11 protein-coding genes are annotated in these 15,817 nt (G+C 64.7%); 4 read left to right on the forward strand and 7 right to left on the reverse strand.

Features of this window, described 5'->3' with window-relative positions; translation table 11 throughout:
• Positions 1–93: 93 nt before the first annotated feature.
• From IR187_RS06065 to IR187_RS06080, 4 genes are all read right to left on the reverse strand, one after another.
• Positions 94–2,334 (reverse strand): TonB-dependent receptor, encoded by a 2,241-nt coding sequence (locus tag IR187_RS06065; RefSeq protein WP_058807253.1) that lies wholly within the window; start codon positions 2,332–2,334, stop codon positions 94–96.
• A gap of 92 nt (positions 2,335–2,426) precedes the next feature.
• Positions 2,427–3,740 carry a hypothetical protein gene (locus IR187_RS06070; RefSeq protein WP_058807252.1) on the reverse strand — a complete coding sequence of 438 codons (1,314 nt, stop codon included), beginning with the start codon at positions 3,738–3,740 and terminating at the stop codon, positions 2,427–2,429.
• The gene (locus IR187_RS06075; protein ID WP_194953772.1) at positions 3,737–4,747 is read right to left on the reverse strand and encodes a GntR family transcriptional regulator; all 1,011 of its coding nucleotides are present in this window, start codon (positions 4,745–4,747) and stop codon (positions 3,737–3,739) included. The genes IR187_RS06070 and IR187_RS06075 overlap by 4 nt, the downstream gene beginning before the upstream one ends.
• Entirely contained in the window at positions 4,734–5,798 is a 1,065-nt protein-coding gene (locus IR187_RS06080; RefSeq protein WP_058807250.1) for a TauD/TfdA family dioxygenase, read from the reverse strand. The genes IR187_RS06075 and IR187_RS06080 overlap by 14 nt, the downstream gene beginning before the upstream one ends.
• A gap of 95 nt (positions 5,799–5,893) precedes the next feature.
• Here IR187_RS06080 and IR187_RS06085 point away from each other — a divergent pair, with 95 nt between their 5' ends.
• From IR187_RS06085 to IR187_RS16975, 4 genes are all read left to right on the forward strand, one after another.
• Entirely contained in the window at positions 5,894–7,153 is a 1,260-nt protein-coding gene (locus IR187_RS06085) for a spinster family MFS transporter (protein ID WP_058807249.1), read from the forward strand.
• Positions 7,146–8,648 (forward strand): carboxylesterase/lipase family protein, encoded by a 1,503-nt coding sequence (locus tag IR187_RS06090; protein ID WP_058807248.1) that lies wholly within the window; start codon positions 7,146–7,148, stop codon positions 8,646–8,648. Before IR187_RS06085 ends, IR187_RS06090 begins: the two co-directional genes overlap by 8 nt.
• Before the next feature lie 261 nt (positions 8,649–8,909).
• Positions 8,910–9,683 (forward strand): enoyl-CoA hydratase/isomerase family protein, encoded by a 774-nt coding sequence (locus IR187_RS06095; RefSeq protein ID WP_058807247.1) that lies wholly within the window; start codon positions 8,910–8,912, stop codon positions 9,681–9,683.
• A gap of 46 nt (positions 9,684–9,729) precedes the next feature.
• Positions 9,730–11,130, forward strand: coding sequence for a GntR family transcriptional regulator (locus IR187_RS16975; protein ID WP_058807246.1), 1,401 nt, complete (start codon positions 9,730–9,732; stop codon positions 11,128–11,130).
• Positions 11,131–11,515: 385 nt separating this feature from the next.
• On the opposite strand, the gene IR187_RS06105 is transcribed toward IR187_RS16975, so the two are convergent.
• The 3 genes from IR187_RS06105 to IR187_RS06115 form a co-directional block, all read right to left on the reverse strand.
• Positions 11,516–12,184, reverse strand: a complete 669-nt coding sequence (locus IR187_RS06105; protein WP_058807245.1) for a PfkB family carbohydrate kinase — start codon at positions 12,182–12,184, stop codon at positions 11,516–11,518.
• Positions 12,185–12,563: 379 nt separating this feature from the next.
• Positions 12,564–13,457 carry an alpha/beta fold hydrolase gene (locus IR187_RS06110; RefSeq protein WP_058807244.1) on the reverse strand — a complete coding sequence of 298 codons (894 nt, stop codon included), beginning with the start codon at positions 13,455–13,457 and terminating at the stop codon, positions 12,564–12,566.
• Between the two features lie 5 nt (positions 13,458–13,462).
• Entirely contained in the window at positions 13,463–15,799 is a 2,337-nt protein-coding gene (locus IR187_RS06115; protein WP_058807243.1) for a TonB-dependent receptor, read from the reverse strand.
• Between the last annotated feature and the right edge of the window lie 18 nt (positions 15,800–15,817).

The following is a 15,817-nucleotide window of genomic DNA, read 5'->3' on the forward strand; positions in this document are numbered from 1 at the left end:
GGCTGCCAGGCAAAGTCCCAATGATAAGCTCAGCCGCAATTCGGCCTCCTCATTTCTGCTGCCAGGTGCGAAGGCCTCCTCCGCCGTGCCGTGTCAGAAGGTTATGCGACCCTCGACACCGATTACGCGCGGCTGGCTGTAGCGATTGATCGTGGGGGCCTGGGCGACATAGTAGAGCTTGTCGAACAGGTTGTTGGCGAAGGCGCTGATGTTGACCTTCCCGAACTGTACGCCGACGCGCAAGTTCACCAGAACATAATCGTCAAGATCGACCGATGTGGCCGTCAGCTCCTGCTTGCCGCCCCATTGACCGCTCACGAGGACATTGCTCGTCAGCGCGACATCCTTGGCGACGGGATAGCGAAGGTTGAGATTGGCCGAGGCGAGCCAGTCCGGCACCTGGGCAAGGTCGAGCCCGTCATAGCGTCCGCTCTTGACCTTCCCGCCCTGACGCGACCCGCTGAGCGCGAGGCGGCCATTGCCCTCCCCGAGATCGAAGCCCTGCGAATATTCCGCTTCGATGCCCCAGCTTTTCGCATCGCCTGCATTGGCGAGATAGGTTACGGCGGCCACCGGGCAGGTCGGGTTTGTCAGCGCGCAGCCATCGTCGAGTTGGGCGATCAGATCATCCAGCTCGGTATAATAGCCGGCGATCGCGAAGTAGCCGCGGCGAAGGGGGCTGCCCTTGATGCCGACTTCATAGCTCCGGCTCCCCTCGCTCCCGAACGGTACCTGAACAGGGCTCGGCGCGCGCGGATCCGACAGGCGGGTGTTGAAGCCGCCGGCGCGGTAGCTGGTTCCCACCTTGCCATATGCCAGCACGTTCGGCGTGAGCTTGAACGACAGGGTCGCATTGTAGGAAAGATTGTCGTCGCTCAGCTTCCCGTCGATAATGCGGCTCGGCCCGCCGGTCGGGAGGCCGGTCGCCAGATCGTAGAGCCGCGCCGTGATCGACCGGCTGTCGCTGGTGTAGCGAAGTTCGCCCGTGATGTTGATCGTGTCGGTGATGTCGAAGCCGAGCGACCCGTAAGCCGCATAGCTTTCGAAGTGGAGGCGCGACGGCGCGATGTTGCCCGGCGACGGGTTGGCGAGCGTCGGCGTCCGCGTCGTGGTCAGCGAGAAATCGCTGTCGAGAATCAGCGCCTCCGCGCCGAGGAGCCAGGCGAAGCGCCCGCCCGATCCGTTGACGTGAATGTCCTGCGAGAAGCTGTCGGTGGTATCGATCACAAACGACCCGCTGCTGGGATCGATCGGCGTCAGCGCGCCGACCTGGCCCGCTGCCCGCGCACGCGCCAGCTCGGCCGGGCTGACCGCGTCGTTGTCGAGGTCATATTCTGAATGGCGTTTGCGGAAACTGGTCGTGGAACTGAGCTCGGCGCCGCCCAGATCGACGCGCACCAGGGCCTGCAACCCGTCGATGTCCTGAATGGCTCGCGGGGCGGTGCTCCAGGGATAGCTGAAGCGGTCCTGGATATAACCTCCCGGAAAGCCCGGCGTGCCGGCCGGGATGAAGATCTGGTAGTGGATGCTGGGCGTCGTGAGGCGCTGCGTCTCGGCGAGAAGCACGACATCGACGGGACCGCGCCGAAGGCGGAGCTGGCCGCGCAGACCGTGGCCCTTCTGCCGATCGAAATATACGTCGTTGTCCGGATTGTAGAAAAAGCCCTTGTCCTGCTCGACAAGGTCGCCGCTTATGCGCAGCGCAGCGCCTTCGCCAAGCGGCACATTGACTGCGCCCTGCAGCTGGAGGCTGTTGTTCTCGAAGGCATAGCGTGCGCTCGCCCACCCCGAGAGATCGAACTCCGGCTGTGCCGAAATGATGTTGATCGCGCCACCGACCGCGTTCCGGCCGTAAAGGGCACCCTGCGTCCCGCGCAGCACCTCGACGCGGCCGATATCGAGCATGTCGAGCCGCGAGAAGTTGCGGCCGCCGACGGGGCCGCCGCCAATATAGGCCCCGTTGCGGTAGAGACCGATGCTCGGATCGCCGTTCGTCGCCCGCGCCGTCGACGATGCGCGAATGGAAATTTCGGAGGTCAGCGACGAGTTGAGGTTGTTGAAACGAACGCTCGGCTGATCGGCCAGGAGTTCGGGGGTCGACGTCGCGCCACCGCGATCTGCAAGCGAGGCTGCGTCGATGACCGAGGCCGCTGTCGGGACGTCGGCGAGCCGCTCCTCGCGGCGCCTCGCCGTAACCACGATCGAGCCGTCATCGACGGCTGCCGACGCGGTGTCAGCCGGGGCGGGCGGGTCGCTTTCCTGGGCCAGAGCCGGATCGGCGCCGACGACCCAAAGGGCGGCCGAACAAAACAAGGTGCACGCGTAGCGTCCCATAAATCCCTCCCATGTCATTTCTCATTATTATCGATAATTTTGAACATCGATACAATTCTGTCAAGCCGATTCTGCCCGCCTCGCCTCGCTAATCAGCGATGTGCCGGAACCAGCGCGGAGATCAAATCGCGGATCCCGCGTGCCGTAGCGGCAAGCGGCTCGGAGGCGACGACGTCCAGCGTATCGGTCGCCGCATGATGATGTCTGTGGGCGCCGAACACGCCGGCATGCCGAACATAGCCGGCGCCGATGACCTCGGCGAGTTCGCCCGCCACGCCCTGCGAAGACGGATAGGCCATCTCGAGTCCGGGTTGCCCCTTGAAGATCGCGCGCGCGCGATCGACGAAGTCCGCCGAGGTCATCAGGAAGCGGTAGGGATCCGCGCTCGGCAGCGGCAGAAGCGCGGACGGCGTTTCCTGAAAGTCGCGCGTGGCGACATTGGCTCCGAGGTGGAGCCAGAGGTCGGTCTCGGCCGGCGGCGGCCCGATGCTCTCGACGACGTGGCTGGCTCCGAGATTCTCATACTCATGTCCGCTGTTGCAGAGGAACAGCAGACTGTGACCGGTGAAAATACGCGGCATCCAGTCTGCCAGCGCCAACCAGACGGCGATCCCGGGACCCCGTTCGCCGGCGCAATCGGTCCAGCCCGAACGGGGGGTCGAGACGACGATCCAGCGGCGGCCGGCGCGTTCGACACGCCCTATTATATTGTCCGCCCGGCGAACGCCCCCGTCGCCCGTTATCGTGAGGCTCGCGCGCGTGCCGTGGCGAGCCGCTTCGATCACGGGCGCCGCATGACGCGGCGCGAGGAGGGCTATCGGCCTGTCGGAAAATGGCCCGTCCGCGGGAGCATTCAGCAGAAGCGCCTCCCCGCTCGGGCCGGTCGTGACGAGGATAACCCCGCTGGCTCCACGCGCGAGAGCGTCGGCCAGTGGCTCGCGCACGGCCCGGTCCAGCAAACTCGACCAACGGCGGTACGGGAGCCGGATAACCGCGATCGCGCCGTCGAGCCGCCCGCCGGTTTCGGCCAGCCGCAGCGCCGCTTGAACCCCCCGGGGCTCGGTTACGGCAGCCAGCGGCTGCGCCGTGAGCCCGATCTTGATATCGCCGAAGGCGAGCTCGCAGACGGAGCCATCGAACCAGGGCACCTCGAATCCTTGCCGTTCGACGTTGAAGCCCGCCACTTCAAGGCGCTTCGCGGTCCAGTCGGCCGTCCAGCGGTCTCCAGCTCCGCCCGACCTCTTGTTGCCGGCTTCCGCATAGGTTCTGACGTCCGCCAACAGTCTTTCGGGCCCGAACATCGCTTCACCCCCGGTTGCAGCGCCAGCTTTCGTTGCCTCGAACGCCAGCGGAGCGGCGAGCCCGGCCTTGAGCAGCGTCCGCCGATCGGTCCGGACGCGGGTCACGCCGACTTCGCGCGGCGACGGCTCGCTCTCGGCTTTGCGTGGCGCGCCTTATACTCCTCGAGGGCCTGCTCGAAGCTCTCCTGCGTCACACCGATCAGCGCGCGTGCGGCCGCGTCGGCGGCATCGCCGTCGCGGGCCACGATATGGCGGCATAGCGTCTCGTAGAGCGCGGCCGAGCGCCGCGCGGCCTCGTTGCCATGGGTCTCGATATAGCTGTTGGTGTAGACATTATGCTGCCATCGCGCGAGCAACGCGACGCGGTCGAGAAGTTCGAGAGCGAGCGGCGCATTGCTGCGCTTCGCGATGAAGCGGCCGATGCGGTTCGAGACGTTGAGATGCTCGAACGTATTTTCGGTGCGCAATGTGACGTCCTTGTATTCGACAAGGCGATGCATGAGTTCGCGGCCGTCGCGGTCGCTCATTTCCGCGCAGGCAAGGCGGCAGGCCACGCCGAACAGCGCCTTCCAGAGCTCGTAAACCTCGTCAGCGGCATGTTGGTCGAGATCGATCACGAAGGCGCCGCGCCAGGGGACGACCTTCAGGAGACCTATGTTTGCGACCTGCCTGAACGCCTCGCGCACGGGGGCGTGACTGACCGCGAAGCGCGCGGCTATCTCGCGCTCCCGGATCCAGGCTCCCGGCGGAATGCGCCAGGCCACGATGTCATCTATCAAGAGACGCGCGATCACCCTGTCCTGGGTCGGCGCGCTATCATCGTCGCCAGTATTTCTCGCCATGAAGCTCCGCTCGAATTCCGTTCCGGGTCCATCGTGTTGGCACAATGTTTGCCGGAAATCGATGATTGCGAGAGGCATTATTATCGATAATTTTATTTTTTCACAAGCGGTAGTGCGCCATCGGAATTCAGCCTTCAGGTGCCGGCTTCGGTGCCATGCTGCGCGGCCCGGTCGCCGGCCGATCTCCGTCCGGCCCAAGGGCGTTCGCCGCGGCAGCGAGGGAGGCAGGCGATCGCCCGCGGTCGGCGGAGGATCGCTATTGTACATCATCGTCCAGCTCCTCGCGCCGCCGCTGGCTGGCCATGAATTCGCGCGTGGTTCGGAACGACGGCGGCAGCGACCGGCGCTTGCGGCGCATCGTCGCCCAGATCCGCAGCATGTGCCGTCTGCGTTCCGGCTCGACATGGTCCTCGAACGCAGTCCGGGCATGAAGGACGGTGTAGTTATTGGCGATTTGAAGGTCTCCGGGGACCATCACGAACTGGAAAAAATGCGCCGGGTCGTTCAGCGCCGCATCGAGCGCGTCGAGCGCGGCGACTTGCTGCGCCGTCAAACGCGGGACACCGGGCATGGCTTGCGCGAGATCGATATAGCCGCGCTTGTGCAGAATATTCAGCAACCCGCGATGCTCAGCGAAGATGGGCACGGCCTGCACCGGCCGTTCGGGGCCAAGTTCGCCGCGGGTATCGAAATAGAATTCACGCTGAAGGACGAGCGCAAGACCGGGGTCGCGGGCAATGACGGCATTGAAGGCCGCCCCGGCGCTCACGATGCGGCTATGACCGCCCGATTTTCCCGCGTTGCGGCAGAGAAAGAACAGGGCGTCGGACCCGTCTCCGTGGAACTGCAGCTCGACGTTCGTCTGATAGCCCCGGATATTGCTGCTGCGAAAGGCGGTACGCGCTTCGGCTTCGTCGGCGAAACTCTGCTCGGCGCGGACGTGATGCAGTCGCTTCCCGCTGGCGTCTTGCGGCTCGGGATAGCCCATATGGCTCACGATGCCCCAGAACAGCCGTTCGACATCGGCAAGCTCGAGCCCCTCGATCGGGACATTGCGCAGGAGCGCAAAGCCCGGCCCCCCTTCGATCCGGTCGATGATCGCGTCGAGCCGGCGCGCAAAACCGGGCAGCCGGAAAGTCTCGGGCCCAATCTCGTCGCGCGCGACGCCCATCCGGTTGACATCGGCGAGAGCTGCCAGGGCCTCGGCCCGGTCCGCCGGGGACAATTCGACGATCCAGCTCCGGTCGCTTTCGATATCCGCCGAAAGCCAAACCGAAGGCCCGGTAACCGGCGTCGTGCGAACGGAGTCGGTCTGGATCATTCGGCTTGTGTATTGTCAATAATCGACATTGGCTATAGGAATCTTTCACGCGGCCCCAATGGGCCCGAAGACAAATAGGTGAAGCGGGGGTGGCAATGGCATCGATTGCGAAATCCGGAACCTGGACGGGCCGTCTCGCCTATTTCCTCTTCCTGATGTTCCTGGTCTCGACCCTCAACATGGCCGACCGCCAGATCATCGGTATCGTCGCGGAGCCGATCAAACGCGAGTTTGGCCTTTCCGATACGCTGCTCGGGCTGCTCGGCGGCACTGCGTTTGCGCTGATCTATCCGCCGCTTGGCCTACCCATCGCGCGGCTGGCCGACCGCTTCAACCGCCGAAACATTCTCGCGATCTGCCTTGCCTTCTGGAGCGGGATGACCGCGTTGTGCGGCGCCGCTACGGGCTTCTGGTCGCTGCTCTTCGCGCGCGCGGGCGTCGCGGCAGGAGAAGCGGGTTACGCGCCCTGCACGCATTCGCTCATCGCGGACGAAGTCGATGAGCGCTACCGTGCTACGGCGTTCGCGGTGCTCGTGACCGGCATCTCGGCGGGCGGCTTTCTCGCCTCGGCGCTCGGAGGCTATGTGGCACAGGAATATGGTTGGCGGTGGGCTTTCGCTGCAATCGGAATTCCGGGCCTGCTTCTCGCCCTGCTCGTTCGCCTGACCGTCCGCGAGCCGCCCCGAACCGTCGCACCGCGCGGCGCGACGGCCTGGAGCGTCTATCGCAGGCTCCTTACCAACCCCGCCTTCTCCTGGTGCATTGCCGGTTCCGCGTTGCATCTTGTCGTGACGTACGGGCTCGGTGCGTGGGCGGTGGTCTGGTTCGTGCGGGGTCATGACATGCCGCTCGCCACCGCAGGCCTGGCTCTGGGCGGCCTCGGCGCAGTCGCCGGTGCGCTGGGGAGCTTCTCGGGCGGACTGGCAGGCGACTGGCTGGCCCGGCGCGACAGGCGCTGGCTCGGCTGGTGGCCATCGATCACGGTGCTGATCGCGGCGCTCGTCGGAGCGCCGGCTTTCCTCACGGACAATGTTGCGCTGGCCATCGCCGGCGTCACGCTGGCGGTATTTCTGAACGCGCTCTACCAGCCTTCGACCTATGCGTTGGTGCAGGGCGTCGCCGACCCGGGCGCGAGGGCCAGCGCCGCAGCGCTGATGATCTTCGCCCAGAATATTGTCGGGCTCGGACTGGGGCCGGTTGCGATCGGCGTCGCCAGCGACGCATTGACGCCGGCAATGGGCGAGGCCGGCCTGGGACTGGCACTCGCGGGGGTCTTCATATTCAACGTGCTGGCCTGCATCGCCTATTTCATGGCCGCCCGCTTTTTGCGAACCAAAGGAAACGACGATGCATAAGATCCTCATATCGGTGCTGCTCGCCGCCGCACCCGCCAGCGCGTCCGAGCCGGTTCGACGCGACACGCCGCAGGGCGTGGTCGAGGGCCGAAGCGACAATGGCATAGAGATGTTCAAGGGCATCCCCTATACGGCGCCGCCGCTGGGACCGATGCGATGGCGCCCGCCCGGTGATCAGCCGCACTGGACGGGCGTCCGCGACGCCTCCGCCTTCGGCCCGGTCTGCGTCCAGAAGGCTCCGGCCACCGCGCGCGTTCTCGCCTCCAGCCCCCAAAGCGAAGACTGCCTCACGCTCAATATCTGGCGCCCGGCCGATGCGAAGAATGCCCCGGTGATGGTCTGGATCCATGGCGGGGCGAACATGTTCGGGTCGGGATCCGAGCCATTCTACGATGGAGCCGCCTTCGCGCGGCGCGGCATCGTCTTGGTGACGATCAACTATCGGCTGGGCTATCTCGGCTTTTTCGGTCATCCCGCGCTCAAGGAGGGCGGCGGCAACCTCGTCAACTATGGTCTTCTCGACCAGATTGCCGCGCTCAAATGGGTCAAGGACAATATAACGGCCTATGGCGGCGACCCGGCGCGCGTCACCATGTTCGGAGAGAGCGCGGGCGGCGGCGCAGTCCTGAACCTGCTCGCCGCTCCTTCGGCACGCGGCCTCTTCGCGCAAGCGATCGTGCAGTCCGGCGGGGGGCTTCCGGCTCGCAAGGACGCCGGGGACGCCACAAAGGCCGGACAGGGGATCGCCGCGGCCCTCGGCCTGAAGGACGCGACTGCCGATGCGCTGCGTGCCTTGCCGGCGGAGCGGTTCTTCGATGCTGCCGTTCCCCGGCCGGAGCCGGGTTTCGGCGCGGTACCGGGAGGTGCAGAGGTGGCGGAACCTCCGCTCGCCGCAATTCGCGCGGGGCGTGCGGCGAATGTGCCCCTCTTGATCGGCGTCAACAGCAACGAGGGCAGCCTGGTCGACAGCTGGGGTATGAAGGACGAGCAGGTGCTGGCGCTTCTCGGGGGCCGCGGGCCGGTCATCGCGGACGCTTACGGGTCTGCGACGACAAATCGCGGCGACTTTGCCCGCAGGCTGTATGGCGATGTGATCTTTCTTTATCCTGCGCGTGCGATCGCGAGGGCGCAGCAGCGGCGCGCGCCGGTCTGGCTCTATTATTTCGACTATCTGCCGGAGGGCCTTCGCGCCCAGCAAAAGGGCGTGAACCATGCGGGCGAGATCCCGTTCGTTTTCGACATGTCCGCATCGCTGGCGCAGATCCCGCGCACGGAGCGGGACTTGTCCTTCGCAAAAGGCGTGAACGGATGTTTCGCCGCCTTCGCGACGGGGGGCAAGCCCTCGGCGTCGCCCTTGTGCTCGGCGTGGGCGCCCTATGACGCAAAGGCCGACAACTGGTTTGTCTTTCGTGACCCGCCCGCCGGGGCCAACCGCTTCGCGGAGCGGCAGCTCGACGCCATTGGCGCCGTCCTTCGTCAGCTCGGGCTGGATTGATATTGGCTGGCGTTCGTCGAATTGCCCCGCGAGGCGGGGCAAGAGGCAGCCCTTTGCCTGCCGCCCGGCGTGCTTGTCCTGTCGCTGAATATTCGGGGTGGACGATCAGGCCGCGCGGCCGCCGGCGGCGCGCGCACGCCTGCATATGATCGAAATCTTACGGCACGGATCGCAGCGGAACCCGGCCAGGCCGCCTGCGGGTTCTCGCCAATACCCACATCCCATTGCGTACCGCGCGCCAGGCTGACAAGGAGAGACAAGATGCTGCGTATCGAGGAAGATGGCGGGATAGCCGTCGTTCGGATCGACAGGCCGGAAGCGCGAAACGCCCTGAACGCGGAAACGCTTTCCGCCTTGACGGATACCGCGCGAACCCTGGGTCGGAGATCCGACATTTCCGCCGTTATCTTGACGGGCACCGACAGTTTCTTTTCCGCTGGCATCGACCTCAAGGCCGAACCGAGAGCTTCAGCTACGCTCCTCGAGCGGCGCGATGCCGCGCGCGCGGGTCCTGATCTGTGCCGCGCATGGGAAGCGATCGAGGCAGTGACGATCGTTGCGATCGAAGGCTATTGTGTCGGCGGGGCCTGCGCACTCGCACTCGCGTGCGACTTCCGCATCATGGCAGCGGGCGCGATGATGCGGCTTCCGGAAGTGCCACTCGGCATGAACATGAGTTGGGGGACCCTGCCAAGGCTGGTCGCTCTGATCGGGCCGGCACGGGCAAAGGCTTTCGCGCTCTTCGGAGAGCCTGCCCATGTATCGGAGTGCCTGGCGTGGGGGCTTGCCGACCGCTCGGCCGAGCAAGGCGAGGCCCTGACCGAGGCAAGGCAATGGGCCGAGCGTGTCGCAGCGCTTCCACCACTACCGGCGCGCATGACCAAGGAGGCGATCAACGCCAGCGCCAATGCGCTGAGCGCCGCGGCAAGCTTCATGGACCGCGACCAGTTTCTCCTCACGTCGCTCACCGACGATTTCGGTGAGGGGGTCGCCGCCTTTCTGGAGAAGCGCGCGGGGCGCTTCCGCGGGGACTAGTAATGTCGCTGCATATCGACATATAGCCTCCTTGTAGGGGAAAACAGTGGTCGAGCCTAAACCAGTGGGACGCGTCGCGGACAATCGCCTCGCTCCGGACGATGTCGTATTCGTTGCCCTCGAACGGATTATCGAAGGCGCTCTCGTCGCTGGCGCGCGCATAACCGAGCGTTGGATTGTCGACCAGGCGGGCGTAACGCACGCGCAGGCGCGCGAAGCCCTTCATCGCCTCGACAAGCTCGGCGCGCTCACGCTCTCCGCGCGCCGGGGCGCAACGCTGATACGTCCCGATCATGTTGACCCGTCCGACATCCGGCCGATCTGGCTTGCACTGCTCGGGATGGCAGGCCGAAAGGCTGCGGGGCGCGAAGTGGTCGCGCCAGCGCCCGTCCTCAGGACCCCGTCAGCCCGCTGGCCGCGATATCTGGCCTTGCGAACGAATATCGACCTGATCGGGCGAGCCGCCGGAAGCGAGCGACTGACGCACGTCCTGCAGCGGCTGGCGCTGCAAAGCGTCATCGGCCGTGGCGGTTTCGGCGCGATCGCCCCGGACGCCGTCGCGCAATTCGCTGCCAGCGTTGCTCGCGGGGCGTTCGACGAAGCCGCGCTCAACGCCAGTTTCGAGGATTGCTCTCCGCGCGCTCCCGCGCGTGACGAGGCGACCTCATTGCCCCGCGCGGTCGGCAGCCCAATCATCGACCTCGGCGACTCCGCTTCCTCGGCGCGCGCATATCTCGACCGGATCGCGAAGCGGCTTTCGTTGTCGCCAACGGCCGCGCCCTCGACGTCCGATCAACTCGCCTCTGCGATCCTGCAACGTATCCAGTTCGGCGAGATCAGACCCGGGGAGGCGGTGCGGGAGCTTCCGCTCGCCCAGGAATTCGGCGTCAGCCGGGGACCCGTGCGGGACGCACTGCGCGCGCTGGACCGCCAGGGCATCATCGATATCGAGGGGCGGCGCGGCGCATTCGTCCAGCGATTTGCGGCACGGGATGTTGCCGACCTTTTCGAGATCCGTGCGACCGTATCGGGGGTTCAGATGGCGGAAGCGGCAATCGCCCCGGACCGTCCGGACTGGATCGATGATGAACTGCGGGCGGGCGCCGCCCTTCTCGATGAAATCGCGCATGATCCGGATAGTCCGCTCGGAAACTATATCGTTGTCCGCCGGGCGCTGGCGATGGTCACGCTCGCTGCCGGAGGAAACATTGCCGTGGGACGATTGGCGGCCGAGCTTGAGGGCCAGGTTTCGATCCTATGGACCACGGTCCTCAGGAAAAGCCGCCAGGTCGCCTCTGCCAGGACCTGGCGATCCATTGTCGAGGCGATAATTTCCCGGGACGCAAGCGCGGCGAGGTACAACGGACAGCGCATCGTCGAGGAGGCCGCGATCGAGGCCCTGAGCGAAGCGAGAGCGATCGAGAGGCGAAGCGCGCCCGGTCCATGACCGGCAATATGGGCTGACGCCCTTCCCGCTGCGAGGTTCGAAATTGGCACCGCGTATGCGCCCGGCAGGCTTCGTCCAGACACGGAAGGTCCGGTTGCACTCGTGAGGGTGCGGAAGGCTGGTCCCTCTGCCCGTGTCGAGGAGCGACATTCGGCCGCGCGCAATGCTGCCCTGGCGCAAGGGCGCAGCGCGCGATGGTCCGGACGCGGGGACATTATTTTTCATCGGCAAGGCCTTCGAGCCCTGGAACGACGATCGAGGCTGCTACGCCCGTCCGCGGTCCTGTGACGCCGGTTCGGCCGCTTGTGCCATGGCTGGCAGCGACGCCGCCGCTCCTCGCCTCGCGAGCGCTACACGCGTCGCCGATCCGCCATGCGGGCAGCTTCTAGCGCGAGATATCCTGCGCATGATTGGAGGCGCCATCGACGGCTGCGCGTGAAAATGGCGCGAAATCCCCGCGAATGCCGTGCTTGAGGACTGCCAGCGAGAGGCCGTCGCGCGCCGCTTCTGCGAGGCCCCTGCCCGCCCACAGTCCGTCGAGCACGCCCGCCGCAAAGGCATCGCCAGTTCCGACCCGGTCGATCACCGGCGCGACGAGAACCGAATCGGTCGAACCGCCCTCGTCGCGCGTATCGACCCGGGCCACGAGCCGGTGCGCGTCAGGCCCGATGATTTCGCGAGCCGTCGAGGCAACATATTCGAGGGCTGGAAACGCCTCCAGCAACCCCAGAGCCGCTTCGCGCCGCCGGGTTTCTCCATCACCCGAAAAGGCCCGTCCCAACAGCAGCCCGGCGTCGCGATGATTGCCGAACAGCACGGTTGCGTGTGCAACGATCGGCTTCAGTATCGCCGCCGGTTCAGGCTGCCAGCGCTCCCAGAGCCGGCCGCGCCAATTGCCGTCGAACGAGACCCCGATCCCGGCAGCGCGAGCCCGCGTCACGGCATCGAGCGCAGCCTCGGCACTCTTCGGTCCGAGCGCAGGGATAACGCCCGAAAGGTGCAGCCATCCCGCGCCTTCCAGCAAACGATCCCAGTCCCAATCGCGCGGCCGCATCTCCGTAAAGGCCGATCCGGAAACAGCGGACCGGACTGCCTGACCCGATGCCATGCCCGAAAGCTGGTGACCGTCCTGCCAGAAATCGTCGTGACGAATGGTGAACGCACATTGGTCCTGCCGCCCGACGCTGGATATGGGGAAATATCACAGCCGATGAGCACGCTGAAGGCGTGACGAGCGCCGGTCGGCGATGGCAGGCTAGTTCCAAGCTAGTTCCAAGTGAGACTAGGGCGATGCCTCGTATCGGGGGCACCCAAGAGCGCCAGCAGTAACAGCTGTCTCTGAGCGAGGGAGTTAGCGGATTCGCCTACCCCCCGAGGAGGTGATCGTCCAGGCCGACCGGTGATGCCGATGCGCGCCTGGTCTGAGCGAAATATCAGGGTAGCGGTCGCAGGAACTCGAACAGAGCTTTCTCGGCGTCCGGTTCGCTTAGCATCGGAGCATGCCCGACACCTGCAATTTCGGCCACCGTGATAGATGGCGCCGAACGCTGCATTTTCGCGGCGATCGCTGCTGTAACCAGATCCGAAAGCTCCCCCCGCATCAACAAGACCGGACGTCGGGCAAGTCTTCGAAAGAGCCACCAGGCGATCCAGGTCGAGCGCTTGATAGGCTGGTCGCTAAGCGGCTTTCGAATTTCCGGATCATAGTCCAGCTCAAGGCTACCGTCCGCTTTGGTACGAAATGAACGGCGGGCCATCAAATCCCAGTCGGCGCGCCCGCCTTGCGGGAAAGCATCCGCCATGATCTTTTGCATATAGGCGGACGCTTCATCCCAATTTTGGATGGCTTCTGCCTTCCCCGCGTAACCGGTAATCCGATCGATTCCTTCCTGAGCAATCTCTGGCCCAACGTCATTCAACACCGCCGCGGCAATAACCCGCCGCCGCAGCCCGCCGATCGCCATGGTTATGAGCCCGCCCATAGATGTTCCGACAAATATCGCGCGGCCTATGCCCAGAGCGTCGAGAAGCGCCAGCAAGTCACGAGCATAGGTAGGGACGGCGTAGCGGCCCGCGTCGGGGCTTCTTGCCGATTTGCCCCTGCCGCGGACATCCGGCACGATCACCCGGCGGCCTTCGGCCGCAAGCTGCGGCGCCAGAAGTTCGAAATCACTCGAATTGCGGGTAAGTCCGTGAAGGCAAACCACCGGCAACCGCGCTGCGCCGGCCGCGGCTTCATAGTCGCGCGCGTACAGCTCGAGACCGTCACGCGACAGCCACCAGCGATCGACATAGCCAATCTCGCGCACTGCGCTTTCGATTGCCATCTGCCTCAAAACTTCACCGACGCTGCGACAAATATCTGGCGAGGATTGCCGTAGAATGCGGTAAGCGTCCCTTCCCTTCCGAGAGCGGGTATGAGATTCCCGGACGCATTTCGGAGCAAGGCGCCCGTGCGGGCATCGACTGCCATGAACGTGTAGCCCGACGTCTTGTAGCGCTTGTCGAGCAGATTCTTGCCATGGAGGCCGACGGACCAGCGTCCGCCCGGCGCGCGGTACACAAGATTGGCGTCGAACAGGGAGTAGCCGTCCTGATCGAGGAACGGGTTGGGAATCTCAAACTGGTAAGTCTTCGAACGATACGACCAGGTGGCAGACGCGTTTATGCTCCCGTCACCGACTGGCATCAGATAGGCAGCGGTAACGCTCGAGGTCCACTTTGGCGTATTCTGTACCTGCCGGAAATCTGCGACATCCACGGGCGCTCCCGCTACGAGGGTCACATATTCCTTGTACTCGGCATCGATATAGCCGAGCGTCCCGGCGACGCTCAAGCCGCCGGGGAGGCGGACATTGGCTTCCGCCTCTACGCCGCGAAACCGAGCCTTGCCCGCGTTGCTCACGACGCCGCAGAAGCTTGGCACGCCGGCGACCGTGCAGCCGACCGATCCGGGAATCTGGACATTCTTGTAATCGGCATGAAATGCTGCGAGCGCCAGCGTCAGTCGCCGGTCGAAAAGGGCGCCCTTGTAGCCGATTTCGTAGCTGTCGACCGACTCGGGTGCGAAGCTCAGGAACGCGGCGACCTCGTCATTTTCCCGGACGCCGTTTCCATTCAGGTCCGGCGCGTTCGCGCCAACCCCGCGTGGATCGAAACCGCCACCTTTGAAGCCCTGGGAATAGCTGGCGTAAAGATTGTGATCGGGCGTCGGCTTGAAGCTGATCGAGGCGCGGGGTGTGAACTTGCTGAACACGCTACGCCCCCTGAAATTGGTCGACGGACCACCCAGCGGTACGCCCGCGCCGCCGAACACGGTGGATCCGCCGCCGAGATAATTCTGGCGAAGGATCTGGGCTTTGCGTTCATCCCAAGTGTAGCGCCCGCCGACCGACAGGCTGAACTGATCAGAGAAGTCATAGGTGAAATCGCCAAAGGCGGCGAGCGTGTTGGTCCGCACATCTGCACTCGTATATGCCGCAAGGGTCGGCACGGTTGTGAAGATACGCGCATCGAACTGCGTCAGCGCCGATGCGTCGAGATAGTAGCCGCCGATCAGACCGTGAAAGCGATCGGTGTCGATCAGCAGCTGAATTTCCTGACTGAACTGCGTATTGTCATATAGCCCCGGAACGTCCGTATCTTCCGATGGCAGCGCGTCGAAATCGATCGGGCCTGCCGATTTGTCAGCACGGTATGCCGTGATGGACCGGAACATGATGCTGTCAGCCGGACGCGCCTCAAGGAAAAGCGACGCGCCCCACGCTTCGACGTCCTGCTTGGGGGTGTTGAGGGCTCCCCGTGTGTCATAGACATCAGACAAAACGGGAGCGCCGGTAAGCTGGCTCACGATCAGCCTGTGCCCTCCCCTCGGATTCGACATGTCATGGGTATAATCGCCGGTAAGCCGGGCGAAGATCTGATCTCCATGCACCTCGGCGGTCCCGCGAGCCGCGATCACCTTTTTATCGTAATTGTCCAAGCCGGTCGTCAGATTATCGCCGAATCCGTCCCGATTCAGCGATGCGAATGCGCCACCGAGACGAAGGATACGGCCCGAATCGACGGGCATGCTCGCACTTACTACCGCGTCGCGCTGATTGTAGCTTCCGTAGGCGGCTCGCAGGTTGATCTCGGCTTCGTCGGGAAGCTTCTTGGTGACATATTTGACCGCGCCGCCGACGGTATTGCGGCCATAGAGCGTTCCCTGCGGTCCTCGAAGGATTTCGATCCGTTCTACATCATAAATATCAAGAACGGCAGCCTGGGGACGATTCAGATACACGTCGTCGAGATAGATACCGACACCCTGCTCGAAACCCGAGACGGGATCCTGCTGCCCGACGCCGCGAATGAAGGCAGTGAGCGTCGAGTTGGTTGCACGCGACGCCTCGAGGGTGACGTTGGGCGTGACATTCGACAAATCGGTGATGTCGATCGCGCCCTGTGCTTCGAGCTTTTCCCCGCTGAACGCGGTGATCGCGATCGGGACATTGATGAGAGTTTCCTCGCGGCGACGAGCCGTGACAACGATCTCGCTACCATCGTCCGACGCCGCCGCACTCTCTGTCCCGGCAGGTGCCCCCTCCTGCGCATGTGCAGCCGCGACGGCTCCCGAGGCCACGCCGGCAAGAATGACCGCGCGCACGGCTTTTCCCAGAATGATCATCTACCCTCTCCCCTAATT

Origin of the sequence: Sphingopyxis solisilvae, from assembly GCF_015475875.1 — a bacterium.
In the GTDB taxonomy this organism is placed as follows: Bacteria; Pseudomonadota; Alphaproteobacteria; order Sphingomonadales; family Sphingomonadaceae; genus Sphingopyxis; species Sphingopyxis solisilvae.